Annotated in this window: 21 protein-coding genes and 1 other RNA gene; 10 read left to right on the forward strand and 12 right to left on the reverse strand. The window is 56.1% G+C overall.

The genetic code is table 11. The features are described 5' to 3' along the window. Positions 1-151: 151 nt before the first annotated feature. The 9 genes from ACMGG5_RS03010 to garL all read right to left on the reverse strand — a co-directional run bounded on the left by ACMGG5_RS03010 (position 152) and on the right by garL (position 10,420). Positions 152-562: a Spy/CpxP family protein refolding chaperone gene (locus tag ACMGG5_RS03010; RefSeq protein ID WP_024906397.1), complete on the reverse strand. Its 411-nt coding sequence runs from the start codon at positions 560-562 to the stop codon at positions 152-154. A 149-nt stretch (positions 563-711) separates the two neighbouring features. Then, positions 712-3,006 (reverse strand): formate C-acetyltransferase, encoded by a 2,295-nt coding sequence (gene pflB / locus ACMGG5_RS03015; protein WP_420277510.1) that lies wholly within the window; start codon positions 3,004-3,006, stop codon positions 712-714. 15 nt (positions 3,007-3,021) lie between these two features. Beyond that, the gene (tdcD, locus tag ACMGG5_RS03020) at positions 3,022-4,230 is read right to left on the reverse strand and encodes a propionate kinase (RefSeq protein WP_048992631.1); all 1,209 of its coding nucleotides are present in this window, start codon (positions 4,228-4,230) and stop codon (positions 3,022-3,024) included. 30 nt (positions 4,231-4,260) lie between these two features. Continuing rightward, positions 4,261-5,592, reverse strand: coding sequence for a threonine/serine transporter TdcC (tdcC, locus tag ACMGG5_RS03025; RefSeq protein WP_024906394.1), 1,332 nt, complete (start codon positions 5,590-5,592; stop codon positions 4,261-4,263). 9 nt (positions 5,593-5,601) lie between these two features. After that, a complete protein-coding gene (gene tdcB / locus ACMGG5_RS03030; protein WP_024906393.1) occupies positions 5,602-6,591 on the reverse strand; it encodes a bifunctional threonine ammonia-lyase/L-serine ammonia-lyase TdcB in 990 nt (329 codons plus the stop codon). 102 nt (positions 6,592-6,693) lie between these two features. Further along, positions 6,694-7,614 (reverse strand): transcriptional regulator TdcA, encoded by a 921-nt coding sequence (gene tdcA, locus ACMGG5_RS03035; protein WP_008501504.1) that lies wholly within the window; start codon positions 7,612-7,614, stop codon positions 6,694-6,696. 686 nt (positions 7,615-8,300) lie between these two features. Further along, positions 8,301-8,678: RNase P RNA component class A (gene rnpB, locus ACMGG5_RS03040), an RNA gene on the reverse strand. A 59-nt stretch (positions 8,679-8,737) separates the two neighbouring features. Next, entirely contained in the window at positions 8,738-9,628 is an 891-nt protein-coding gene (garR, locus tag ACMGG5_RS03045) for a 2-hydroxy-3-oxopropionate reductase (protein ID WP_090418824.1), read from the reverse strand. Between the two features lie 21 nt (positions 9,629-9,649). Beyond that, positions 9,650-10,420 (reverse strand): 2-dehydro-3-deoxyglucarate aldolase, encoded by a 771-nt coding sequence (gene garL, locus ACMGG5_RS03050; protein WP_024906391.1) that lies wholly within the window; start codon positions 10,418-10,420, stop codon positions 9,650-9,652. 377 nt (positions 10,421-10,797) lie between these two features. On the opposite strand from garL, the gene garD reads away from it, so the two are divergent. Beyond that, positions 10,798-12,369 carry a galactarate dehydratase gene (gene garD / locus ACMGG5_RS03055; RefSeq protein ID WP_208763286.1) on the forward strand — a complete coding sequence of 524 codons (1,572 nt, stop codon included), beginning with the start codon at positions 10,798-10,800 and terminating at the stop codon, positions 12,367-12,369. Between the two features lie 45 nt (positions 12,370-12,414). Here garD and ACMGG5_RS03060 read toward each other — a convergent pair whose 3' ends face one another. Beyond that, positions 12,415-13,218 carry a DeoR family transcriptional regulator gene (locus tag ACMGG5_RS03060; RefSeq protein ID WP_208763287.1) on the reverse strand — a complete coding sequence of 268 codons (804 nt, stop codon included), beginning with the start codon at positions 13,216-13,218 and terminating at the stop codon, positions 12,415-12,417. 251 nt (positions 13,219-13,469) lie between these two features. On the opposite strand from ACMGG5_RS03060, the gene kbaZ reads away from it, so the two are divergent. The 9 genes from kbaZ (at position 13,470) to ACMGG5_RS03105 (ending at position 22,683) form a co-directional block, all read left to right on the forward strand. Then, the gene (kbaZ, locus tag ACMGG5_RS03065; RefSeq protein WP_194266163.1) at positions 13,470-14,765 is read left to right on the forward strand and encodes a tagatose-bisphosphate aldolase subunit KbaZ; all 1,296 of its coding nucleotides are present in this window, start codon (positions 13,470-13,472) and stop codon (positions 14,763-14,765) included. A gap of 18 nt (positions 14,766-14,783) precedes the next feature. Then, complete coding sequence (gene agaV / locus ACMGG5_RS03070) at positions 14,784-15,257, forward strand: PTS N-acetylgalactosamine transporter subunit IIB (RefSeq protein ID WP_023333561.1); 474 nt, start codon at positions 14,784-14,786, stop codon at positions 15,255-15,257. A 10-nt stretch (positions 15,258-15,267) separates the two neighbouring features. Beyond that, entirely contained in the window at positions 15,268-16,047 is a 780-nt protein-coding gene (gene agaW / locus ACMGG5_RS03075; protein ID WP_061716430.1) for a PTS N-acetylgalactosamine transporter subunit IIC, read from the forward strand. Next, a complete protein-coding gene (agaE, locus tag ACMGG5_RS03080) occupies positions 16,037-16,915 on the forward strand; it encodes a PTS N-acetylgalactosamine transporter subunit IID (protein ID WP_061716429.1) in 879 nt (292 codons plus the stop codon). The genes agaW and agaE overlap by 11 nt, the downstream gene beginning before the upstream one ends. A 16-nt stretch (positions 16,916-16,931) precedes the next feature. Beyond that, on the forward strand, positions 16,932-17,366 hold the full coding sequence (agaF, locus tag ACMGG5_RS03085; RefSeq protein WP_290093984.1) for a PTS galactosamine/N-acetylgalactosamine transporter subunit IIA: 435 nt from the start codon (positions 16,932-16,934) through the stop codon (positions 17,364-17,366). Continuing rightward, complete coding sequence (nagA, locus tag ACMGG5_RS03090; protein ID WP_148770262.1) at positions 17,363-18,496, forward strand: N-acetylglucosamine-6-phosphate deacetylase; 1,134 nt, start codon at positions 17,363-17,365, stop codon at positions 18,494-18,496. Before agaF ends, nagA begins: the two co-directional genes overlap by 4 nt. A 246-nt stretch (positions 18,497-18,742) precedes the next feature. Continuing rightward, positions 18,743-19,888 carry an SIS domain-containing protein gene (locus ACMGG5_RS03095; protein WP_420277513.1) on the forward strand — a complete coding sequence of 382 codons (1,146 nt, stop codon included), beginning with the start codon at positions 18,743-18,745 and terminating at the stop codon, positions 19,886-19,888. 12 nt (positions 19,889-19,900) lie between these two features. Continuing rightward, positions 19,901-20,773 (forward strand): tagatose-bisphosphate aldolase subunit KbaY, encoded by an 873-nt coding sequence (gene kbaY / locus ACMGG5_RS03100; protein WP_420277514.1) that lies wholly within the window; start codon positions 19,901-19,903, stop codon positions 20,771-20,773. Between the two features lie 20 nt (positions 20,774-20,793). Beyond that, positions 20,794-22,683 carry an enterotoxin gene (locus ACMGG5_RS03105; protein WP_420277515.1) on the forward strand — a complete coding sequence of 630 codons (1,890 nt, stop codon included), beginning with the start codon at positions 20,794-20,796 and terminating at the stop codon, positions 22,681-22,683. Positions 22,684-22,702: 19 nt separating this feature from the next. On the opposite strand, the gene ACMGG5_RS03110 is transcribed toward ACMGG5_RS03105, so the two are convergent. Together ACMGG5_RS03110 and rsmI are read right to left on the reverse strand one after the other, a co-directional pair. Next, positions 22,703-23,683, reverse strand: a complete 981-nt coding sequence (locus tag ACMGG5_RS03110) for a Fic family protein (RefSeq protein WP_420277516.1) — start codon at positions 23,681-23,683, stop codon at positions 22,703-22,705. Positions 23,684-23,688: 5 nt separating this feature from the next. Continuing rightward, on the reverse strand, positions 23,689-24,552 hold the full coding sequence (gene rsmI, locus ACMGG5_RS03115) for a 16S rRNA (cytidine(1402)-2'-O)-methyltransferase (protein WP_420277518.1): 864 nt from the start codon (positions 24,550-24,552) through the stop codon (positions 23,689-23,691). Positions 24,553-24,609: the final 57 nt, after the last annotated feature.

Consider the following 24,609-nt stretch of genomic DNA (forward strand, 5'->3'; position numbering starts at 1 on the left):
ATCCGGAGAGCGGGAGAAAAAGGTCACAACATTAATAAGGATATTCTGCTTCTGGAGGAAATTTTGCTTCTGAAGTGGGATATTAAAAGCTAATTTTCTAAAAGTGACGCCGATCAAGAAATAAAAACCCGCGCTATGCGCGGGTAGGAAATCAGTTAGCCAGCGCGTTAGCCATATCCGTTCTAATCTGTTTACGCTGTTCCGGCGTCAAAACCTGGCTGACGTCGAAGTAATATTTCACGCGGTAATAACGGGTCTGCTCTTCAATTTTGCTAAAGGCAGCAAGCTGGCTTTTCACCGTGCTTTCGTCCCATTTGCCCGCCTGGAACATGTCGATCAGCGCGCCGTCCTTCACGCCCGTCATCGGGATCTTGCTGACATTTTGTTCCAGCTGCTTATGCAGACCTTCAATCTTCGTAACCTGCTCATTGCTGAGCTTCAGGTGCTGCACCAGCGGATCCTGCGATGGAGACGGAGCAGCCTCAACGTTCGCGGCCTGTGCCGTAAAACTACACACTGCCAGCGAGGCGGCGACCAGCGCAATACGGGTCATTTTCATCATCTTACTGTCCTTACATGCTGTTATAGGGAAAAGCAGGGGTATTGTTTTTCAAGAGCGGATGAATATGTGTGAGTAATTATATAAACAATTTTGTATGTTTAGCGGACAAAAAAAGGCCCCCTGCATTGAGGGGGCATGAGAGCTCACGTTTAGATAGAGTGGGTAAAGGTTCGCGAAATCACATCCTGCTGCTGCTCGCGCGTCAGCGCATTAAACCGCACCGCATAACCTGAAACGCGGATGGTCAGGTTCGGGTAATTCTCCGGGTGCGCGATGGCATCGAGGAGCATTTCCCGGTTCATGACGTTGACGTTCAGATGCTGCCCTCCCTCAATAGAGCCTTCGTGATGGAAATACCCGTCCAGTAGCCCCACCAGGTTGGTTTTGCGCACCAGCTCGTCCTTGCCAAGCGCCTGCGGCACGATGGAGAAGGTGTAGGAAATCCCGTCTTTCGCGTAGGTGAACGGCAGTTTGGCAACCGACGTTAGCGAGGCCACCGCCCCTTTTCTGTCGCGCCCGTGCATTGGGTTCGCGCCTGGGGCAAACGGCGTGCCGCCGCGTCGTCCGTCCGGCGTGTTCCCGGTCTTCTGACCATAAACCACGTTGGAGGTGATGGTCAGGATCGACTGAGTTGGCACCGCGTTGCGGTAGGTCCGCAGCGCCTGAATTTTCTTCATAAAGCGCTCCACCAGGTCGCAGGCAATGCTGTCCACGCGGTCGTCGTTGTTGCCGTACTGCGGATAATCCCCTTCAATCACGAAATCGACTGCCAGTCCCGTATGGTCGCGCACCGGCTTCACCGTGGCATATTTAATGGCCGACAGGGAATCCGCGGCTACCGACAGCCCGGCAATGCCGCAGGCCATGGTGCGATAGACGTCCCGGTCGTGCAGCGCCATCAGCGAGGCTTCGTAGCTGTACTTATCATGCATGTAGTGAATGAGATTCAGGGCGCTAATGTACTGCACCGCCAGCCAGTCCATAAAGTGATCGAGGCTCGCCATCACGGTGTCGTAATCCAGCACGTCGTCCAGCAGCGGCTCGGTTTTAGGACCGACCTGGATCTTCAGCTTCTCGTCCACCCCGCCGTTGATCGCGTACAGCAGCGTTTTGGCGAGGTTGGCGCGCGCGCCAAAGAACTGCATCTGCTTGCCGATCACCATCGGGCTGACGCAGCAGGCAATGGCGTAGTCGTCGCTGTTGAAGTCCGCGCGCATCAGATCGTCGTTCTCATACTGCAGCGAAGAGGTGACGATCGACACCTGCGCGGCGTATTTCTTGAACGCGATCGGCAGTTGTTCAGACCAGAGGATCGTCAGGTTCGGCTCAGGTGCTGGCCCCATGGTGTGCAGCGTGTGCAGATAGCGGAAGCTGTTCTTGGTCACCAGCGTGCGCCCGTCCAGCCCCATGCCGCCGATCACTTCCGTCGCCCAGATCGGATCGCCGGAGAAGAGCGTGTCGAACTCCGGCGTGCGCAGGAAGCGCACCATGCGGATCTTCATGATGAAGTGGTCGATCAGCTCCTGCGCCTGGACTTCATTCAGCCTTCCTGCCTGCATGTCACGTTCAATGTAGATATCGAGGAACGAGGCCGTGCGCCCCAGCGACATCGCCCCGCCGTTCTGGGATTTCACCGCGGCAAGGTAGGCAAAATAGAGCCACTGCACCGCTTCCTGGGCGTTCATCGCCGGGCGTGCGATATCGAAGCCATAGTTCGCCGCCATCTGCTGGATCTGCAGCAGCGCGCGCTTATGCTCCGCCAGCTCTTCACGCAGGCGGATCGTCGCCTCCAGATCCTCACCGCGCTCCAGCCTGCCCTGCAGATCCGTAAACTGGAGTTCACGCTCGCGCACCAGATAAGCAATCCCGTACAGCGCCACGCGGCGATAGTCGCCAATGATACGTCCGCGCCCGTAGCCGTCTGGCAAGCCGGTCAGCACGCCGGACTTACGGCAGCGCATCATCTCTGGCGAATAGACGTCAAACACGCCCTGGTTGTGGGTTTTGCGCAGGTCGGTAAAGAGATATTCAAACTGCGGATCCATCTCCCGGCCATAGGCTTCGAACGAGCTGCGGATCATGTTGATCCCGCCGTACGGATGGAGCGCACGCTTGAGAGGCTTATCGGTTTGCAGGCCGACGATCGTCTCCAGATCCTGGTCGATATAGCCCGGCCCGTGGGCCGTAATGGTGGTGGCAATGTTGGTGTCAAAATCCACCGGAGCGTGGGTGGCATTCTCCTGGCGAATGCCGACCATCACCTTCTGCCACAGCGCCGTCGTTGCTGGCGTCGCCTGCGCGAGGAAAGCTTCATCGCCTTCATAAGGGGTGTAGTTATGCTGAATAAAATCGCGGACGTTGACGGCGTTTTTCCATTCTTCACCGCGAAACCCGGCCCATGCGTCGCTGTAGGGCGCGACGCCCGTATCGATTGTTACTTTCATGTGTTTCTCGCTTTATCAGGCGTAAGCCGCAGCCGGGGTAACCTTCCCAAGACGGAGGGCGTCCAGCGCGATCATTTTTTCTTCGTTGGTAGGGATCACCGCGCAGGCAACGCGGGACGACTCGGTGGAGATCACGCGCTCACCCGCGCTGCCCGGCAGGGCATTTTTGGCGTCGTCGAGGCGGATGCCGAACACGTTCAGATGTTCCGCCACCAGCGCGCGGACAAGCGTCGAGTTTTCGCCAATACCGCCGGTAAAGACCACCCCATCGAGGCGGTGCAGTGACGCAGCGTGCCCGGCAATGTGTCGCGCTATACGGTGAACGAAGGTCTGGATAGCCAGCTGCGCCCGCTCGTTGCCAGCGTGCCAGGCTTTCTCCAGCGTGCGTAAATCGGAGGAGATGCCGGAAATCCCAAGCAACCCGGACTCTTTGTTGACCACGCGCTCCAGATCCTCGAACGACTGCCCGGTCTGCTGGGCAATCCACGCCATCGCGCCGAAGTCCACATCGCCGCAGCGCGTACCCATTACCAGCCCTTCCAGGGGGGTCATCCCCATGGAAGTATCCACGCTTTCGCCGTTGCGCACCGCGCAGATGGACGCTCCGTTGCCGAGATGGGCAATCACCAGGCCGCTGTCATCGGGGGACAGCCCGAGAAGCGTATGCGCCTGCGCGGCCACGTAGCGGTGAGAGGTGCCGTGGAAGCCGTAGCGGCGCACGCCCAGCTCTTCAAAATAGCGGTACGGCAATCCGTACAGATACGCCTGCGGCGGCAGCGTCTGGTGGAAGCTGGTATCAAATACCGCGACCTGCTGCACGCCCGGGAACAAGCGCTCTGCGGCTTCCACGCCGCTCAGGTTAGCGTAGTTATGCAGCGGCGCCAGCGGAGAGACCTGGCGGATCTGCTCAATCACCGCTTCCGTAATCAGGGTCGACTCGCTGAAGAGGTCGCCGCCGTGCGCAATGCGGTGGCCAATTAAGGCCACGCTGCTCATCAGGTCACGCTTCTCCAGCTCCAGGGCGATGGCAGCCAGCGCCCCTTCGTAGTCCTGGTGAGCCAGTCTGGCTGGCTCACCCCCGTTCACGGAAATAAAGGCCTTCTCGGTGTTGATGCCGTCTGCAATGCCCGTCATCAGGGCGTCGCAGCTGCTGGCGTCGAGCACCGAAAACTTAACAGAGGACGAACCGCAGTTAATTACCAGTACAACCGGAAACTCAATCATCATGTGACTCCGCTCTTCCTGAGCAATGGGTTAGAACAGTTTGTAAACGATATTCAGAATGGTCAGCAGGCCGACCGCGGTAACGAAGATGTTCTCGGTACGCCCTTTGTATTTCGCCAGAGCCGGGGCTTTGCGGATGGCGTACATCGGCAGCAGGCACAGCAGAGAGGCGATGATTGGTGCGCCCATGGCTTCAATAAGGTCGAGAATGTTCGGGTTGGCGTAGGCCACAACCCAGGTGGAGCCCATGATGAACACCATGCTGATGGTGTTCAGTTTGCCAACGGAAACTTTCTTCTTATCGCCCTTGTAGCCGAACTTAAGGATCAGGCCGTTCAGACCTTCCAGCGTGCCCAGGTAGTGCCCGAAGAAGGATTTGAAGATAGCAACCAGCGCGATGATAGACGCGCCGTATTCCAGTACCGTCGCGAACGTCGATTTGGTTCCGGACATTGACGCAAAGTGGTTCGCCAGGTAAGAGAGCACCGGAATGTTCTGCGCCTTGGCGTCCGCCATGTTCTGCGGAGAGAGCGTAAACAGACAGCTAAAGGCGAAGAACATCACCACGGCCACCATCAGCAGGCTGGCGCGACCGATGATTTTGGAACATTTCTGCTCGGTGAACTCTTTACCGAACGTTGGCTCGTACTCTTCGCGCTTGGAGACCACGAACGAGGAGACGATAGGCGAGAAGTTGAAGGAGAAGACCATGATGGAGATACCCAGCCACACGGTGACCAGAATGCCGTCATGACCGGTGAAGGCGATATCGCTCAGGTTGACCTGGTCGATCACCGCCGAGTTCCAGTAAGGGATCAGCGACAGGGAAATCAGCACCAGGCTGGCAATAAACGGGAACACCAGGAAGCTCATGACCTTCACCATCAGATCTTTACCAAACCAGATAACAAAGGCCATCAGCAGCAGCAGGAACAGCGCCACCACGCCGCGGTTCAGCGCTGGCAGCTGGAGCTGGTTTTCCCAGAAGGTCATAAAGGTGTTGGTAATGGTGACGCCGTAAATCCACAGCAGCGGGCAAATGGCGAAGAAGTAGAGGAACGTGATCACCACCCCGCCGGTTTTACCGAAATGCTCTTCCACCGTTTCGGTGATGTTGCCGGAGACGTTGCTGCCGGACAGACACAAACGCGCCAGCGCGCGGTGGCAGTAAAACGCAATCGGGAATGCGAGAACCAGCATCAGCAGGATCGGGATCAATCCGCCAAAGCCTGCGCGAATGGGGAAGAACAGCACGCCTGCGCCAATGGCGGTACCAAACAGGCCAAGCGTCCAGGTGGTATCAGACTTACGCCAGGAGGACGTTTTTGTCTGGCCAACGATAATGCTTTCTGTGTTGCTCATAGGTCACCTTTATGCGTCAACGAAGCCGGTAATTTGGGAAACACGGGAGAGGTCGATATTGCCGCCGGAAATAATGCAGACGGTTTTGCGGCCCTGAATATAGTGGTCAAGTTTGCCGCTTAATAACGCAGCACAAGCCAGTGCGCCAGCGCCTTCCGTCACCACTTTATTTCGCTGAATAAGGGCAACCATGCTGTTGCGAATATCGTCTTCGCTCACCAGCACAATGTCATCGACCAGTTCACGAACGATTTCGAAGGTTAATTTCCCCGGACGAGAGACGTCGCAGCCGTCGGCTAACGTGCCGGTAACGCGATGGTTGGTTATTTCTCCTGCCTGCCAGGAGGCTGCCATTCCGTGCACGTTTTCAGACTGTACGCCGATAATATTAATGGTCGGGTTGATGGATTTAATTGCCGTCGCAATCCCGGCAATTAATCCGCCGCCGCCGATAGGCACAATGACGTTATCCACGTCGTATAAATCTTCGAGAATTTCCAGGCCGATGGTGCCCTGCCCGGCAATCACTTTTGGGTCATCGTAAGGCGGAATAAAAATGCGCCCCTCCGTCTCAACGATTTCGCTCACTTTCGCGATGGTATCGTTGAAGTTCTCGCCGTGCAGGACCACTTCGGCGGAGTAGTCGCGGGTGGCGGCAACCTTGGATTTCGGTGCCCCCTTCGGCATCACCACTTTGCCGTCGATGCCGAGCATGGCGCAGGAGAGGGACACACCCTGCGCGTGGTTTCCCGCGGAGCAGGCGACAACGCCTTTGCGTTTTTCAGCGTCGGTCAGCGAGCTTAACTTGTTAAACGCGCCGCGGATCTTAAACGAGCCGGTACGCTGCATATTCTCAAATTTCAGGAATATTTCGCCCTTACAACGTTCGCTGAGATAATTCGAACGTGGCATACCGGTTTTATATATTTTTCCTGCCAGTCGTTTTCTGGCGTCCTGAATATCTTCAATCGTTACCGGGAGATCGTAGGTAATATGCATAATATCCTCGTTATAATAATTCATTATTTTCAGGCAAAGTCAGGGTATCAGCGCGTTAACACGTTAACGCTCTGGGTGTTTTTTAAAATGGGTACTAATTATTCATCGTCGTCTTTCGATATTCATCGACGAATATTGTTTTGCCAGCTCAACTAATACTGACGCCGATTTTTTAATCCTGTAATTTTTTGACCACACGGCGGCATAACGCGCCACGGGTAATTCATCTTCCACTGGCAGCACAATAAACTGGTCAGAACCGAACGGTGCAATCATGTCGCGGGGAATAACCGTCAGATAATCGGCATTCAGCACAAGGTTATAAATGGTGACGACGGAATCGGTCTGGACGATGTTTTCGATGCTGATGTGATTGTCTTGCAGGGTGGTCAGAAGTTCTTTGTAGTAGCCCATATCGGTTTGCGGCATCACCCACTGCTCGTGCGTGAGCGATGCCAGTGTCGTCGGGCCGGTGCACGTTCGCGTTTTGCTGGCGACCAGCACAAACTCGGACTCAAACAGCGGTTCGACGTGCAGATCCTGCAGCAGCATTTCATCACTCAGCGTGCCGATAGCGAAATCCAGACGACCGTCGCGAATGGCCGGAAGGAAAGAGGAGAGCTGGGCTTCATACATCGAGACGCGTGCTTTCGGGAACACTTCCTTAAATTTTTTGATCATTTCGGACAGGAAGGTGAAGCCGATCAACGACGGGTAACCAAAGGAGACGTCCATAACGGTGCTGAAACTCAGGCTGTTAATCTCACTCACCATGTTTTTCATTTCGCGGGTGATGGACTCTGAGTACGAGAGCAGAACCTGGCCCGCAGCAGTGAGTTTTACGCCGGTGTTTTTACGCACCATCACTTCCACGCCGAAGTAGGACTCAATATCGCTGATGATTTTGCTGACGGCGGGTTGCGTCAGGCCCAGCTGTCTTGCTGCAGAACCTATGGAGCCACTTTTAATGACTTCCTGAAATACCACGAGGTGCTGTGTTTTCGGTAGAATAATAGTGTTCATAATATTCTGCACTTATTTCCCTATGACGGGGTGAATTCTACTCAATAATGTTTGAAGGGGTATGTGCTGTTACTCACAATTTGCTTTCCAGGCCCTTTATCACGCACAGCGAAAAACCATAAAAACGCTTATTTATCAAAGCAATAAATAGAGACAAATATGCTACTACGCTGATATTGATCAACAAAAATAGCGGTAATAAATTTATTTTATGGCGATAACCCGGATAAATTTTACCATCCGGAAAAAATCAATAAAGGCGATATTTCAGGCAATTAAAGACCAATAAATAACCGCTATTTGTTTGAAACATTCTTTCAATTTATCAAATTTTTCCGACGCGAATTTTCAGGCTGGCGGAAAAGAGTGGAATACGTCACATATTCACGGGAGAAATGTATTTGATTTCAATGTATGCATATCAAACGAGAAAAGTTTCGCGATCATTAAGATAACAATCATAACAAATTATCAATACTGAAAATCGCGAGTTTTTTAGCGTGAAATTTTGTGATGACGATCGTCCACAGACACAGGAGCGATACTGAAGGGATAAAAACAGTGAAATGTGCTTAATGTCGCAAATATGAGAATTGATGTCGTTTGTCTGGTGCCGGGTGGCGCTGCGCTTACCCAGTCTACACCCCCTGAAAGCAAAAACCCCGCCGAAGCGGGGTTCTCTAAGAAGTTGAAGCTGACCGATAAGCCGGGTTCTGTCGTTGGACAGTCATTCATCTAGGCCAGCAATCGCTCACTGGCTCAAGCAGCCTACCCGGGTTCAGTACGGGCCGTACCATGTGAACCCCTATTTGGCCTTGCTCCGGGTGGAGTTTACCGTGCCACGGACTGTTACCAGCCGCGCGGTGCGCTCTTACCGCACCCTTTCACCCTTACCTGATCCCGCTTGCGCGGGCCATCGGCGGTTTGCTCTCTGTTGCACTGGTCGTGGGTTTCCCCCCCAGGCGTTACCTGGCACCCTGCCCTATGGAGCCCGGACTTTCCTCCCCTCCGCCCGTCTCCCCCGAAAGGGACGACGACGAAGCGGCGACTGTCTGGTCAGCTTCGGCGCGCAGTATAGAGGGTTTGCGCGCCGCTGTCACCCTCAGGTATGGGCAAGGCGTGATTAACGCGCCACTTCCACCTTCGCCAGTTTTTCGTAGTAGCATGCAATTGCGCTGTGATCGGCCGTGCCCAGGCCATCGGCACGCAGCGCCTGCATCATCTCCATGACCGCCGCGGTCAGCGGCAGCTGCGCCCCCACGCCGTGAGACGTATCCAGCGCGTTGGCCAGATCTTTGATATGCAGGTCGATGCGGAAACCGGGTTTGAAATTACGATCCATGACCATCGGCGCTTTGGCCTCCAGTACGGTACTGCCCGCCAGACCACCGCGAATGGCCTGATAGACCAGGTCCGGGTTGACGCCCGCTTTGGTTGCCAGCGTCAGCGCTTCGGACATGGCGGCAATGTTCAGCGCCACAATCACCTGGTTTGCCAGCTTGGTCACGTTACCCGCCCCGATATCCCCGGTATGCACCACGGAGCCCGCCATCGCTTTCATCAGGTCGTAGTATCTATCGAAAACGGCTTTATCGCCGCCGACCATCACCGACAGCGTGCCGTCTATCGCTTTCGGCTCACCGCCGCTGACCGGCGCGTCCAGCATATCGACGCCCTTTGCTTTTAGCGCCTCGCTGATTTCACGACTTGCGAGCGGCGCAATAGAGCTCATATCAATCAGCACCAGGCCCGGCTTCGCGCCATCGATAATGCCGTTTTCACCCAGCGCGACCTCTTTAACATGCGGTGAGTTTGGCAGCATGGTGATGATGACGTCGCACTGCTCAGCAATCGCTTTGGCTGTGGTGGCCGTTTCTGCGCCCGCCGCCATCACTTCCGCCACGGCCTGTGGATTATGATCGGATACCACCAGCGAGTAACCCGCTTTGATGAGGTTCTTACTCATTGGTTTACCCATGATCCCCAGGCCAATAAAACCCACTTTCAGCGTCATAATCTGTATCCTCAATGATGGTTATTTTTTAAAAGCGTCCGCTAATTTATGCGTGGCCGAGCGGAATACGCCGAGGTCGCTGCCGACGGCAACAAACGTGGCTCCCCACTCCAGATAGCGACGGGCGTCCGCCTCAACCGGCGCCAGAATGCCGCACGGTTTGCCGTGTGCTTTGGCGCGGGCAAAGATATGCTGGATCGCGCGCTGCACGTCAGGGTGGCTGGCGTTGCCCAGATGGCCAAAGGCGGCAGCCAGATCGCTTGGGCCGACGAAGATACCGTCCACGCCGTTTGTGGCGGCAATCGCGTCGACGTTATCAACGCCCTGCTGGCTCTCGATCTGAACCAGAATGGTGATGTTGCTGTTGGACTGCGCGAAATAGTCCGGCACGGTGCCAAACATATTGGCGCGGTGCGAAACGGAGACGCCGCGGATCCCTTCCGGGGGGTAGCGCGTTGAGGCTACGGCCAGCGCCGCTTGTTCTTCCGTCTCCACAAACGGGATCAGAAAGTTGTAGAAGCCGATATCCAGCAGACGCTTGATAATCACCGGCTCGTTGGTGGGTACACGCACCACCGGGGCGCTGTGGCTGCCTTTCAGCGCCATCAGCTGCGGAATAAACGTGCTGATATCGTTCGGCGCATGTTCGCCGTCCAGCACCAGCCAGTCGAAACCGGCCAGGCCCAGCACTTCGGTGCTGATTGGGTTTGCCAGCGCGGACCAACAGCCAATCTGAATCTGGTGCGCCGCGAGGGCCGCTTTAAATTTATTCGGGAAGATATCGTTACTCATCGTATTTACCTTTTTATTCCGCAGCCTTTTTCAGTGTCATTTTATTTATTCATTCAGACACCGTGCCAGCATGATATTTATTATTCTGACGTATTCTGGCGTGATAAAATCGTCATTCAGTATAAGACGCCATCCGCGACCGCACATTGTTTTAATGCTCAGGTATTACGGCATATTTTGATAAAAATTTTTGCATATGCACAAAGCACTGGGCGCTAATGCACAGAATCAAGGATTACGGGTTCGGGAGCGAGCGAGATCACATTTTAATATCCCCTATGCTGACATGCTTTATTTCTGAAAGACGCGTATTTATTTCTACCATTAGAAAATTGGCTGAATTTATTATCAGACACTTTGCTGGAGAATAGTGAACAATGGCCGACATTGAAATTCGACAGGCATCGCCGACGGCGTTTTATATCAAAGTACACGACATCGATAATGTGGCGATTATTGTCAACGACAATGGCTTAAAAGCGGGCACTCGATTCCCGGACGGGCTGGAACTGATTGAGCATATTCCACAGGGACATAAAGTCGCCCTGGTGGATATCCCTGCTAATAGCGAAATCGTACGTTACGGTGAAGTCATCGGCTATGCCGTTCGCGCTATACCACAGGGTAGCTGGGTTGAGGAGTCGCTGGTGGCACTTCCAGAAGCGCCGCCGCTGAACACGCTTCCGCTGGCAACCCGCGTGCCGGAACCGCTTCCTCCGCTGGAGGGCTATACCTTCGAAGGCTACCGCAATGCGGACGGCAGCGTCGGCACCAAGAATCTGCTCGGCATTACCACCAGCGTGCACTGCGTGGCGGGCGTAGTGGATTACGTGGTGAAAATTATCGAACGCGATCTGCTGCCAAAATACCCGAACGTCGACGGCGTGGTGGGCCTGAACCACCTCTACGGCTGCGGCGTGGCGATTAACGCGCCCGCTGCCGTGGTGCCGATCCGGACCATCCACAATATCGCCCTCAACCCGAACTTTGGCGGCGAGGTGATGGTCATCGGCCTCGGCTGTGAAAAATTGCAGCCAGAACGCCTGCTGCAGGGTACCGAGGATGTCAAAGCCATCCCGGCAGACGAGGCCAGTATCGTGCGCCTGCAGGACGAACGCCACGTTGGTTTCCGCTCAATGGTCGATGACATTCTGCAGGTGGCAGAGCGACATCTGGACAAACTCAACCGCCGCCAGCGCGAAACGTGTCCGGCCTCGGAACTGGTCGTGGGCACCCAATGCGGCGGCAGCGATGCCTTCTCCGGCGTGACGGCCAACCCGGCGGTAGGCTATGCGTCCGATCTGCTTGTTCGCTGCGGCGCCACGGTGATGTTCTCCGAGGTGACCGAAGTGCGTGACGCCATCCATCTGCTTACGCCACGCGCCGTTAATGAAGAGGTCGGCAAGCGCCTGCTTGAGGAGATGGCCTGGTACGATAGCTATCTCGATATGGGCAAAACCGACCGCAGCGCCAACCCGTCTCCGGGGAACAAAAAAGGCGGCCTGGCGAACGTGGTGGAAAAAGCCCTCGGCTCCATTGCCAAATCCGGGCAGAGCGCCATTGCAGAGGTGCTCTCTCCGGGACAGCGCCCGACGAAACGCGGACTGATCTACGCGGCAACGCCGGCCAGCGATTTTGTGTGCGGCACGCAGCAGGTCGCATCCGGCATTACGGTGCAGGTCTTTACCACCGGGCGCGGCACGCCGTACGGCCTGATGGCGGTGCCGGTGATTAAAATGGCGACCCGCACCGCGCTGGCGAACCGCTGGTATGACTTAATGGATATCAACGCGGGAACCATCGCCACCGGAGAAGAGAGCATTGAAGACGTGGGCTGGAAGCTGTTCCACTTCATTCTGGATGTCGCCAGCGGGCGGAAGAAAACCTTTTCGGATCAGTGGGGATTACATAATCAGCTGGCGGTGTTTAACCCGGCACCGGTGACGTGACTTCCCCTCACTCTGCCCTCTCCCCCAGGGAGAGGGTAAAATAATTTAAACCAACACCACCTCAATCCCGCTTTTCCGTAATCCTTCAAGACTTTCCGCCGGAATACCTTCATCGACAATAATCATATCAATCCGTTGCGTATCGATGATTTTATGCAGGCTTGAGCGATTAAATTTGCTGGAGTCAGTGACAACGATAATACGCTCCGCCACCTCGCACATTTTGCGATTCAGACGGGCTTCATCTTCGTTATGCGTACTCACGCCACGATCGAGATCAATGGCATCGACGCCCAGGAACAGCAGGTCAAAATGGTAATTCTGTAGCGACTGCTCGGCCTGGTCACCGTAGAAGGATTGCGACTGACGACGCAAATGTCCGCCGGTCATCAGCAACTCCACCCCATCAGCTTCCAGCAGCGCGTTCGCCACGTTCATGCCGTTAGTCATCGCAATCACATCCGTGTGCTGACGCAGCATGCGGGCGATTTCAAACGTCGTGGTGCCGGAGTCCAGAATAATACGGTGCCCGGGTTTGACCAGCGCGGCAGCAGCCTGCGCGATACTGCGCTTCACCGCCGTATTCAGCGAGCTTTTATCCTCCACGGAAGGCTCAGCGCCCGGCATGTTGCCTTCGCAAATCAATGCCCCACCGTAAGCGCGAACGGCAATGCCCTGCTTCTCCAGGAACGCCAGGTCGTTGCGGATTGTTACCGTCGATACGCCGTACAGATGAGACAGATCGTTAACCTGTACGCTTCCCTGCGCCCGCAACCGCTGAATGATCTGCTCCCGCCTTTCACTGGTGCTGGTGATGCGCTTTTCCGCGGATGAATCGGTGCTGCTCATACGAGCTCCTTAATCAAAATTCTTTCGTTTCATTTCGTTTTGCCTATTAAGGCCTTTCCTTTACGGGAATGCAAGCGCTGCATAGTGACGATACGCAAGCTGGCACCGCGCTGAAACCTTTCATTATGTTTCTTTTGTGAAACAGATCGGAAAACTATTATCTTTCGTTTTATTTTTAGATCACCATGATGCAGGATTAAATGAAACAAAACGAAAGATAAATATCATTACCATCCGAAATGGAGAGGAAAGTGAAACATCTGACAGAAATGGTGGAACACCATAAACGGGGGAATTCAAACGGGATTTACGCCGTCTGCTCCGCACATCCGCTGGTACTGGAAGCTGCAATTCGTTACGCGCATTCACATCGATCCCCGCTGTTGATCGAGGCCACCTCCAACCAGGTGGATCAGTTTGGTGGCTATACCGGCATGACGCCCGCTGATTTTCACGGGTTTGTCTGCCAGCTGGCCGAGTCGCTCGGTTTCCCGACGTCACAGCTGATCCTCGGCGGCGATCACCTGGGCCCTAACCGCTGGCAAAACCTGCCTGCGCAACAGGCGATGGCAAATGCCGACGATCTGATCAAAAGCTATGTTTCTGCCGGATTCAAAAAGATCCACCTCGACTGCAGCATGTCCTGCGCGGACGACCCGGTTCCCCTGACCGACGCGATCGTTGCCGGACGCGCCGCACGCCTGGCGAAGATTGCCGAAGCGACCTGTTGCGAGCAGTTTGGTGAATCCGATCTGGTCTACGTTATCGGCACGGAAGTGCCGGTTCCCGGTGGCGCGCACGAGACGCTCACCGAACTTGCCGTCACCACGCCAGACGCGGCCCGCGCCACGCTTGAAGCGCACCGCCACGCGTTCGAAAAGGAAGGCTTAAGCAACATCTGGCCGCGCATTATTGGCCTGGTGGTCCAGCCTGGCGTGGAGTTCGACCATGCGCACGTCTGCGACTATCAGCCGCAGAAAGCCGTTGCCCTGAGCAAAATGGTTGAAGCCTACGACACGCTGGTGTTTGAAGCACACTCCACCGACTACCAGACGCCGCAGGCGCTGCGAAAGCTGGTCAACGATCACTTTGCGATTCTGAAAGTTGGTCCTGCCCTGACCTTCGCCCTGCGCGAAGCGCTGTTCTCGCTGGCCGCCATAGAAGAGGAGCTGCTGCCGGCAAAAGCCAGCTCCGGCCTGCGTCACGTACTGGAAAACGTCATGCTCGACCGCCCGGAATACTGGCAAAGCCATTACCACGGTGACGGCAACGCGCGTCGCCTGGCGCGCGGCTACAGCTACTCTGACCGCGTGCGCTACTACTGGCCGGACGGTCAGATTGACGACGCCTTTGAACGCCTGGTGCGTAACCTGGCAGACGAGCCCATTCCGCTGCCGCTGATCAGCCAGTACCTGCCGCTGCAGTACGGGAAAGTTCGCGAGGGCGCTCTCAAGTCAACGCCACGGGAACTCATCATTGACCACATTCAGGACATACTCCAGCAGTACCACGCCGCCTGCGAAGGCGTAACAACGCAAAACGCATAATAAAAAGAGGAAAGCGCTATGCCAAACATTGTCTTATGCCGCATTGATGAACGCCTGATCCACGGTCAGGTGGGCGTGCAGTGGGTGGGGTTTGCGGGGGCAAACCTGGTACTCGTCGCCAACGATGAGGTGGCTGAAGATCCGGTTCAACAGAACCTGATGGAAATGGTGCTCGCGGAAGGGATCGCCGTGCGCTTCTGGTCGCTGCAAAAAGTGATCGACAACATTCACCGCGCCGCTGACCGCCAGAAAATCCTGCTGGTCTGCAAATCACCCGCCGATTTTCTGAAGCTGGTTGAGGGCGGCGTGCCCATCACCCGTATCAACGTCGGAAACATGCACTACGCCAGTGGCAAACAACAAATTGCCAAAACGGTCTCTGTCGACGCGAACGATATCGCCGCGTTCAACGGCCTGAAAGCGGCCGGTGTGGAATGCTTCGTTCAGGGCGTTCCAACAGAAACTGCTTTGGACCTCTTTAAACTGCTCTGAGGGATTCACAATGGAAATCAGTCTGTTGCAGGCGCTGGGGTTGGGCATACTCGCCTTTATCGCCGGTCTGGATATGTTTAACGGGTTAACACACATGCACCGCCCGGTGGTGCTCGGGCCGCTGGTCGGCCTGATTCTGGGCGACCTGCATACCGGTATTTTGACCGGCGGTACGTTAGAGCTGGTCTGGATGGGGCTGGCCCCGCTCGCCGGTGCCCAGCCGCCGAACGTCATTATCGGCACCATCGTGGGTACCGCATTTGCCATCAGCACCGGGGTGAAGCCAGAAGTTGCCGTTGGCGTCGCCGTCCCGTTTGCCGTTGCGGTTCAAATGGGGATTACGTTCCTCTTCTCGGTGATGTCCGGCGTGATGTCACGCTGCGATCGCATGGCGGCCAATGCTGATACTCACGGTATTGAACGGGTTAACTATCTTGCGCTGCTGGCGCTCGGCATCTTCTATTTTCTGTGCGCGTTCCTGCCGATCTACTTCGGTGCGGAACATGCGAAAACCGCCATTGATGTTCTGCCGGCACGGTTGATTGACGGCCTCGGCGTCGCGGGCGGCATCATGCCAGCCATCGGCTTCGCCGTGCTGCTGAAGATCATGATGAAAAACGTCTACATCCCTTACTTCATTATCGGTTTTGTCGCCGCCGCCTGGCTCAAGCTTCCGGTGCTGGCGATTGCGGCGGCCGCGCTGGCGATGGCGCTGATCGACCTGATGCGTAAATCACCTGAGCCGACGGCTCCAGTAGCCCAGAAAGAGGAATTCGAAGATGGCATCTAACCAAACCACCCTGCCGGACGTGTCTGAACGCGAAGAGACGCTGCTGACCGGCGTGAATGAAAACGTCTACGAAGACCAGAGCATCGGTGCCGAGTTAACTAAAAAGGATATTAACCGCGTGGCCTGGCGTTCCATGCTACTGCAGGCCTCGTTTAACTACGAACGTATGCAGGCCTCCGGCTGGCTGTACGGGTTGCTACCCGCGTTGAAAAAGATCCATACCAACAAGCGGGACCTGGCGCGGGCAATGAAAGGCCATATGGGTTTCTTTAACACCCACCCGTTCCTGGTGACCTTTGTAATCGGCATCATTCTGGCGATGGAGCGCTCCAAGCAGGATGTGAACAGTATCCAGAGCACCAAAATTGCCGTCGGCGCGCCGCTCGGCGGTATTGGCGATGCCATGTTCTGGCTAACCCTGCTGCCCATCTGCGGTGGTATCGGCGCCAGCCTGGCGCTGCAAGGGTCGATTCTGGGGGCCGTGGTCTTTATCGTGCTGTTTAACGTGGTGCACCTCGGCCTGCGTTTTGGCCTGGCGCACTACGCTTACCGGATGGGTGTGGCGGCCATCCCGCTGATTAAAGCCAACACCAAAAAGGTCGGCCACGCGGCGTCTATCGTCGGGATGACGGTGATCGGCGCGCTGGTGGCAACCTACGTCCGCCTCAATACGACGCTTGAAATCAAGGCAGGTGATGCCGTTGTCAAACTGCAGGCCGACGTTATCGACAAGCTGATGCCCGCGTTCCTGCCGCTGGTCTACACCCTGACCATGTTCTGGCTGGTGCGCCGCGGCTGGAGCCCGCTGCGGCTGATTGGTATCACCGTGCTGCTGGGCGTTGTCGGTAAATTCTGTCACTTCCTGTAAAAGCAAAGAGGTTGCGATGTTAGGCATTATTTTGACGGGTCACGGCGGGTTTGCCAGCGGGCTTGAGCAGGCGATGAAGCAGATCCTCGGCGAACAGCCGCAGTTTATCGCCATCGATTTTCCTGAAACGTCCACCACCGCGCGGCTGACCGCTCAGCTTGAGCAGGCGGTGAGCGAACTCGATGCAGAGCACGATATTGTGTTTCTCACCGATTTGCTCGGCGGCACGCCGTTTCGCGTGGCATCGACGCTCGCCATGAAACGGCCGGGCAGTGAAGTGATCACCGGCACCAACCTGCAGCTGCTGCTGGAGATGGTGCTGGAGCGCGACGGATTAAGCAGTGAAGCATTTCGTCTGCAGGCACTGGAGTGCGGGCACCGCGGCCTGACGAGCCTCGTAGACGAGCTGGGACGCTGTCGCGAGGAAGCCCCTGCCGAGGAAGGGATATGAGCCAGCTGCTGCGCGCGAGGCGGGTGCTTACCGAACAGGGCTGGCTGGATGACCACCAGCTACGCATTGAAAACGGCGTGATTGCGGCTATTGAGCCTGTCCCGGCAGGCGTGACGTCGCGCGATGCAGAGCTGCTCTGCCCGGCGTATATCGATACGCACGTCCACGGCGGCGCGGGCGTGGACGTGATGGATGATGCGCCTGACGTGCTGGATATTCTCGCGATGCATAAAGCGCGCGAAGGCGTGGGCGCCTTTTTACCCACAACCGTGACCGCGCCGCTGGAGACTATCCACGGCGCGCTCGCGCGAATCGCCCGGCGCGCTCAGTCGGGCGGCCCCGGGGCGCAGATCCTGGGCAGCTACCTGGAAGGACCGTACTTTACGCCGCAGAACAAAGGGGCGCACCCGCCCGAGTTATTCCGGGAACTGAATATCACGGAGCTGGATGCACTGATCGACGTCTCGCATAACACGTTGCGGGTAGTGGCGCTCGCGCCAGAAAAACCCGGCGCGCTGCAGGCGATCCACCATCTTAAACAGCGCGGTTTACGCGTGATGCTGGGCCACAGCGCTGCCACGTACCGGCAAACACTCGCCGCGTTTGATGCGGGTGCCGACGGGCTGGTTCACTGCTACAACGGCATGACGGGGCTGCACCACAGAGAGCCCGGCATGGTCGGTGCAGGGCTGACGGACAAACGGGCGTGGCTGGAGCTAATTGCCGACGGCCACCACGTCCATCCTGGGGCGATGCGCCTATGCTGTTGCTGCGCGCAGGATCGCGTGGTGCTGATTACCGATGCCATGCAGGCGGCAGGTATGCCGGACGGACGGTACACGCTCTGTGGTGAAGAGGTCTCAATGCAAAACGGCGTGGTTCGAACCGGCTCCGGCGGGCTGGCTGGTAGCACGCTGTCGCTGGATGCCGCGGTCAGGAATATGGTGGAGCACACGGGCGTAACCGCCGAAGACGCTATCCATATGGCCTCGCTACACCCTGCCCGGCTGCTGGGCGTTGACGGTCAGCTCGGATCCTTAGCCCCGGGTAAACACGCCAATATCATTGCGCTGGACGGTGGTTTGCACCTCCAGCAGATCTGGATTCAGGGCCAGGCTCTCCCCCTTTAGCCCTTTCATTGTGTCTCCTGTTGGCCTTACGGCACCCGATCGTAAGGCCTTTCTTTTCCTTTCCTTAAATTTTCCCTTTCCTTTCACGATCACACTTTTCGTTTTATTTCTTTTCTTTCATTGAAGTTTCGATTTATTTTCTATAGATTTTATTTAACTGCTAAAGTGAACAAGTGAAACGAAACGAAAGATAGCGACACGATTGCCAGCGTCTGATGTGGAATTCACACGACTAAGGACTGAGTTATGCCACAAACTACCACCGCCGCAACCGGCACCTGGACCGAGGAAGAGATCCGCCAGCAGCCTGCCAGCTGGATCCGCTCGCTCAACAATATCGATAGACTGCGCTCTTCGATCGACAGCTTCCTGACGCCGCTGCTGCGTAAGGACGACCTGCGGATCGTCCTGACCGGCGCGGGCACGTCCGCGTTTATCGGCGATATCGTTTCTCCCTGGCTCGCGAGCTACACCGGGAAAAACTTCACTGCCGTCCCGACAACCGATCTGGTCACGAACCCGATGGACTACTTCAGCCCTGCGCATCCGCTGCTGCTGGTTTCGTTTGCCCGCTCCGGCAACAGCCCGGAAAGCGTCGCAGCCGTCGAGCTGGCAAACCAGTTCGTGCCGGAGTGCTACCACCTGTCGATTACCTGCAACGAGGCGGGGAGCCTGTACCAGAACGCCGTCGACAGCGATAACGCCTGTGCCCTGCTGATGCCTGCCGAAACGCACGATCGCGGGTTCGCAATGACCAGCAGCATCACCACCATGATGGCGAGCTGTCTGGCCGTATTCGCCCCTGAGACGATCAACAGTAAAACCTTCCGCGACGTCGCCGATCGCTGTCAGGCGATCCTCACCTCGCTCGGCGATTTCAGCCACGGCGTCTTTGGCAATGAAGCGTGGAAACGCGTCGTCTATCTGGGAAGCGGCGGCCTGCAGGGCGCGGCGCGCGAATCGGCGCTGAAGGTGCTGGAGCTGACGGCGGGCAAGCTGGCGGCGTTTTACGATTCTCCGACGGGCTTCCGTCACGGACCGAAGTCTCTGGTCGACAACGAAACGCTGGTGGTGGTGTTCATCTCCAGCCATCCGTATACGCGCCAGTACGATCTGGATCTGCTGGCCGAGCTGCGCCGCGATCGCCAGGCTATGCGCGTCGTCGCCATCGCCGCTGAAAACGATCCGGTCATTGAAGCGGGTCCGCACATTCTGCTGCCGCCTTCACGTCCGTTTATCGATATGGAACAGGCGTTCTGCTTCCTGATCTATGCCCAGGTCTTTGCACTCACCCAGTCGCTCAGCGTAGGCAATACGCCCGATACGCCATCCGCCAGCGGAACGGTCAACCGCGTGGTGCAGGGCGTTGTTATTCATCCGTGGCAGGCTTAAGAGGATCTGATTATGAGTATTATCTCGACGAAATATCTTCTGCTGGACGCGCAGGCAAAAGGCTACGCCGTTCCGGCGTTCAACATCCACAACGCGGAGACGATCCAGGCGATCCTCGAAGTGTGCAGCGAAATGCGATCGCCGGTGATCCTCGCGGGCACGCCGGGCACCTTCAAGCATATTGCGCTGGAAGAGATCTACGCCCTGTGCAGCGCGTACTCCCACACCTACGACATGCCGCTGGCGCTGCACCTCGATCACCACGAATCGCTGGACGATATTCGCCGCAAGGTCAACGTGGGCGTGCGCAGCGCGATGATCGACGGCAGCCACTATCCGTTTGAACAAAACGTGAAGCTGGTGAAGTCGGTGGTCGATTTCTGCCACCTTAACGACTGCAGCGTCGAAGCCGAGCTGGGCCGCCTGGGCGGCGTGGAAGATGACATGAGCGTGGACGCCGAAAGCGCGTTCCTTACCGATCCGCAGGAGGCGAAACGCTTCGTCGAACTGACCGGCGTCGACAGCCTTGCCGTCGCCATCGGCACCGCGCACGGCCTGTATACCAAGCGCCCAAAAATCGACTTCCAGCGGCTGGCAGAAATTCGCGAAGTGGTCACGGTGCCGCTGGTGCTGCACGGCGCGAGCGATGTGCCGGATGAGGATGTGCGTCGCACCATCGAACTGGGCGTGTGCAAAGTCAACGTGGCCACCGAACTGAAAATTGCCTTCTCTGACGCGGTTAAAGCCTGGTTTGCCGAAAACCCGCAGGGTAACGATCCGCGCTTCTATATGCGGGTCGGCATGGACGCCATGAAAGAGGTGGTCAGAAGCAAGATCGCCGTTTGCGGCTCGGCAAACCGATTGCTGCTTCCGGCAGAAGCCTGATTAAAAAGGAGCTTACGCTGATGAAAAAAATCTTCGCACTCTCAGTGCTGGCCCTGTGCGTTTCCCATAGCGCGGCGGCGGCGAACTACGCGCTCAATAACGACAATATTACCCTCTCGTTTGATGACGCAAACTCAACGGTAGTGGTTAAGGACAATAAGGCTAACCATCCGCTCACGCCGCAGGAGCTGTTCTTTCTGACGCTGCCGGATGAGACAAAAATCCACACCGCTGATTTCACCATCAAGCACGTCGAAAAGCAGGACAACGCAATTGTCATCGACTTTACCCATCCGGACTTTAACGTGACGGTGAAGCTAAACCTGGTGAAGGGAAAATACGCCAGCATCGACTACACCATTGCCGCAGTCGGCCAGCCGCGAGACGTGGCGAAAATTACCTTCTTCCCGACCAAAAAACAGTCTCAGGCCCCCTATGTCGACGGAGCGATTAACAGCTCGCCGATCGTTGCTGATTCATTCTTTATTTTGCCGGACAAGCCCATCGTTAACACTTACGCCTATGAAGCGACCACCAATCTCAACGTAGAACTGAAAACGCCGATCCAGCCAGAGTCGCCGGTCAGTTTTACCACCTGGTTCGGCACTTTCCCGGAAATCAGCCAGCTGCGCCGCAGCGTAAACCAGTTTATTGATGCCGTTCGTCCGCGACCGTACAAGCCTTATCTGCACTACAACAGCTGGATGGATATCGGCTTTTTCAATCCCTACACCGAGCAGGATGTGCTGGGGCGGATGGACGAGTGGAATAAGGAGTTTATTACCGGACGCGGCGTGGCGCTGGACGCCTTCCTGCTGGACGACGGATGGGACGACCTTACCGGGCGCTGGCTATTTGGCCCGGCATTCAGCAACGGTTTTGGCAAGGTTCGGGAAAAAGCCGACAGCCTGCACAGCTCGGTTGGACTGTGGCTCTCACCGTGGGGAGGCTACAACAAGCCGCGCGACGTTCGCGTCTCGCATGCAAAAGAGTATGGGTTCGAAACCGTCGACGGGAAGCTGGCGCTGTCAGGGCCGAACTACTTTAAGAACTTCAATGAGCAGATCGTTAAGCTAATCAAAAACGAACACATTACCTCATTCAAGCTGGACGGGATGGGTAATGCCAACGCGCATATCCAGGGCAGCCCGTATGCCTCGGATTTTGACGCCTCCATCGCCCTGCTGCACAACATGCGCAGCGCCAACCCGAATCTGTTTATCAACCTGACGACAGGTACCAACGCCAGCCCGTCCTGGCTGTTCTATGCCGATTCTATCTGGCGCCAGGGCGATGACATCAACCTGTACGGCCCCGGCACGCCGGTGCAGCAGTGGATGACCTACCGCGATGCGGAAACGTACCGCTCCATTGTGCGCAAAGGCCCGCTGTTCCCGCTGAACTCGCTGATGTACCACGGGATCGTCAGCGCGGAAAACGCCTATTACGGGCTGGAGAAAGTGCAAACGGACAGCGATTTTGCCGACCAGGTCTGGAGCTACTTCGCCACCGGCACGCAGTTGCAGGAGCTGTATATCACCCCGTCAATGCTGAACAAGGCGAAGTGGGATACCCTGGCACAGGCGGCGAAGTGGTCGCGGGATAACGCCAGCGTGCTGGTGGATACGCACTGGATTGGTGGTGATCCAACCGCACTGCAGGTTTACGGCTGGGCATCCTGGAGCAAGGACAAAGCGATTCTCGGCTTGCGTAACCCGTCGGATAAGCCGCAAAGCTACTTCCTGGATTTGGCGAAAGATTTCGAAGTCCCGACAGGAAACGCGGCGCAGTTTAGTCTGAAGGCGGTGTATGGCCGTAATTCAACCGTACCGGAGGCGTACAAAAATGCGGTGGTGATTACACTGCAGCCGCTGGAAACGCTGGTGTTTGAGGCGATGCCAGGGAAATAAAGCGAGTTCAGCTGGCAGGTTAAGCCATGACCTGCCAGCTCCCCCCTTTCCTTGCCCCGATGCGTTTTAATTTACCTTTTGTTTGCAAAGAATGGAGATATCGTTCCGCGGTGCGGGAAGTCACGCCCAATACAGAGGCCAACATCACTGCAGTCATTTGTGGTTGAACGGTAAGAAGCTCAAGGATAGCGTTTTCCTTTTCCGACAATTCTTCCGACATTTTTACCGACATGACGGACGGCAAGTTTATGCCTTCCCGCAAAGCGTCGGCCATATTTTGCAGCATAAATTCCACGAATACCGTGCAATCACTGGCCCGATCGCATTGCCCTAAAATCTGGTAATAGCGCGCTTGCTGGAAGTGAATCAGTGTCTCAACGGGCAACCATGCAAGCTCTGCACGCCACTGGCTTAATATCAACGTTTGCCACAGCCGCCCCATGCGGCCATTTCCATCCGAAAAGGGATGAATAAACTCAAACTCGTAATGAAATACCGAGCTGGCAATCAGCGGGTGAAGATCGGTTTGCTTAAGCCAGGAAAGAAGATCGTCGATAAGGCGATTCATCTGCGAGGCTGGCGGAGCCATGTGAACTAACTGGTTTCCACGGTATACCCCTACGTCCCCATTTCTGAGCTTTCCGGGATGATCGACCAGACCCATCATCAATAATCGGTGCGCACTGAGTAAGTCATTGAGCTTCCAGGGCTTCCATTCGGGCAATTTCTCATATGCCAGGATAGCGTTGCGTACTTCCTGAATATCTTTTTCAGGAGCAAGTACGCGTTTGCCATCCATGATTGCCGTCACCTGCCCTGTCGTCAGCGAGTTATGTTCAATGGCTAGCGAGGCCTGAATGGTTCTAATACGATTCTCTTTACGGAGAAGTGGCGAAGTCCTACCAGAATGTGCCGCCCAATGCCCTAATAGCTCACCAATCTCAACCACCTGATTGAGGATAAAGGGTGTGATGGTGAACGGAGGCTGATAGCGGCTCATTTGACTTACTCCCCCTGCTGCTCCAGCGCATGCTTATACAGCGCATTTTTCTTCACGCCGTGAATTTCTGCCGCCAGCGCAGCGGCTTTCTTCAGCGGCAGTTCCGCCTGCAGCAATGCCAGCGTACGCAGCGCGTCGGCAGGAAGCGCGTCTTCTTCCGCCTTGTGCCCTTCGACAATCAGCACCATTTCGCCCTTGCGGCGGTTTTCGTCTTCCTTCACCCACGCCAGTAGTTCACCCACCGGCGCGCCGTGGATAGTCTCCCAGGTTTTGGTCAGCTCGCGCGCCAGCACCACGTAGCGGGCTTCCCCCCAGACGGTCACCATATCTTCCAGGCTCTCCAGCAGGCGGTGCGTGGATTCGTAGAAAATCAGGGTACGCGGTTCCGCTTCCAGGTCTTTTAAGACGTCGCGGCGGCCTTTGGATTTGGCAGGCAGAAAGCCTTCATAGCAGAAACGGTCAGACGGCAGACCTGCGGCGCTCAGCGCAGCAATGGCAGCGCATGGACCCGGCAGGGGCACAACGCGAATACCGGCTTCGCGACAGGTACGCACCAGGTGATAGCCAGGATCGTTAATCAACGGCGTACCGGCGTCGGAGACCAGGGCGATGTTCTGCCCCTCTTTCAGCTTCGCCACCAACGTTTCGGCTTTTTGTTGCTCATTGTGATCGTGCAGAGCAAACAAACGGGCGTTAATCGCGAAATGTTGCAGCAGCAGGCCAGTATGGCGGGTATCTTCAGCAGCAATTAAATCAACATCTTGCAGTACGGTGAGCGCACGTTGGGTAATATCAGACAAATTCCCGATAGGAGTAGGTACAATATAAAGCTGGCCTTGAGAATTATCTGCCGTTTCGTGTTGTTTCATTGTTTCGTCCGTATTGCCGATTTAATATTGAGCATTGCGTAAAAAAAATCACTGGAT

The organism is Enterobacter sp. BNK-34, from assembly GCF_048684445.1.
Lineage (GTDB): Bacteria > Pseudomonadota > Gammaproteobacteria > Enterobacterales > Enterobacteriaceae > Enterobacter > Enterobacter pseudoroggenkampii.

What these genes read in the sequence shown, in the direction of transcription:
- ACMGG5_RS03010 (WP_024906397.1), bottom strand. Translation starts at nt 562, where the DNA reads ATGATGAAAATGACCCGTATTGCGCTGGTCGCCGCCTCGCTGGCAGTG.
- pflB (WP_420277510.1), bottom strand. Translation starts at nt 3,006, where the DNA reads ATGAAAGTAACAATCGATACGGGCGTCGCGCCCTACAGCGACGCATGG.
- tdcD (WP_048992631.1), bottom strand. Translation starts at nt 4,230, where the DNA reads ATGATTGAGTTTCCGGTTGTACTGGTAATTAACTGCGGTTCGTCCTCT.
- tdcC (WP_024906394.1), bottom strand. Translation starts at nt 5,592, where the DNA reads ATGAGCAACACAGAAAGCATTATCGTTGGCCAGACAAAAACGTCCTCC.
- tdcB (WP_024906393.1), bottom strand. Translation starts at nt 6,591, where the DNA reads ATGCATATTACCTACGATCTCCCGGTAACGATTGAAGATATTCAGGAC.
- tdcA (WP_008501504.1), bottom strand. Translation starts at nt 7,614, where the DNA reads ATGAACACTATTATTCTACCGAAAACACAGCACCTCGTGGTATTTCAG.
- garR (WP_090418824.1), bottom strand. Translation starts at nt 9,628, where the DNA reads ATGACGCTGAAAGTGGGTTTTATTGGCCTGGGGATCATGGGTAAACCA.
- garL (WP_024906391.1), bottom strand. Translation starts at nt 10,420, where the DNA reads ATGAGTAACGATATCTTCCCGAATAAATTTAAAGCGGCCCTCGCGGCG.
- garD (WP_208763286.1), top strand. Translation starts at nt 10,798, where the DNA reads ATGGCCGACATTGAAATTCGACAGGCATCGCCGACGGCGTTTTATATC.
- ACMGG5_RS03060 (WP_208763287.1), bottom strand. Translation starts at nt 13,218, where the DNA reads ATGAGCAGCACCGATTCATCCGCGGAAAAGCGCATCACCAGCACCAGT.
- agaV (WP_023333561.1), top strand. Translation starts at nt 14,784, where the DNA reads ATGCCAAACATTGTCTTATGCCGCATTGATGAACGCCTGATCCACGGT.
- agaW (WP_061716430.1), top strand. Translation starts at nt 15,268, where the DNA reads ATGGAAATCAGTCTGTTGCAGGCGCTGGGGTTGGGCATACTCGCCTTT.
- agaE (WP_061716429.1), top strand. Translation starts at nt 16,037, where the DNA reads ATGGCATCTAACCAAACCACCCTGCCGGACGTGTCTGAACGCGAAGAG.
- agaF (WP_290093984.1), top strand. Translation starts at nt 16,932, where the DNA reads ATGTTAGGCATTATTTTGACGGGTCACGGCGGGTTTGCCAGCGGGCTT.
- nagA (WP_148770262.1), top strand. Translation starts at nt 17,363, where the DNA reads ATGAGCCAGCTGCTGCGCGCGAGGCGGGTGCTTACCGAACAGGGCTGG.
- ACMGG5_RS03095 (WP_420277513.1), top strand. Translation starts at nt 18,743, where the DNA reads ATGCCACAAACTACCACCGCCGCAACCGGCACCTGGACCGAGGAAGAG.
- kbaY (WP_420277514.1), top strand. Translation starts at nt 19,901, where the DNA reads ATGAGTATTATCTCGACGAAATATCTTCTGCTGGACGCGCAGGCAAAA.
- ACMGG5_RS03105 (WP_420277515.1), top strand. Translation starts at nt 20,794, where the DNA reads ATGAAAAAAATCTTCGCACTCTCAGTGCTGGCCCTGTGCGTTTCCCAT.
- ACMGG5_RS03110 (WP_420277516.1), bottom strand. Translation starts at nt 23,683, where the DNA reads ATGAGCCGCTATCAGCCTCCGTTCACCATCACACCCTTTATCCTCAAT.
- rsmI (WP_420277518.1), bottom strand. Translation starts at nt 24,552, where the DNA reads ATGAAACAACACGAAACGGCAGATAATTCTCAAGGCCAGCTTTATATT.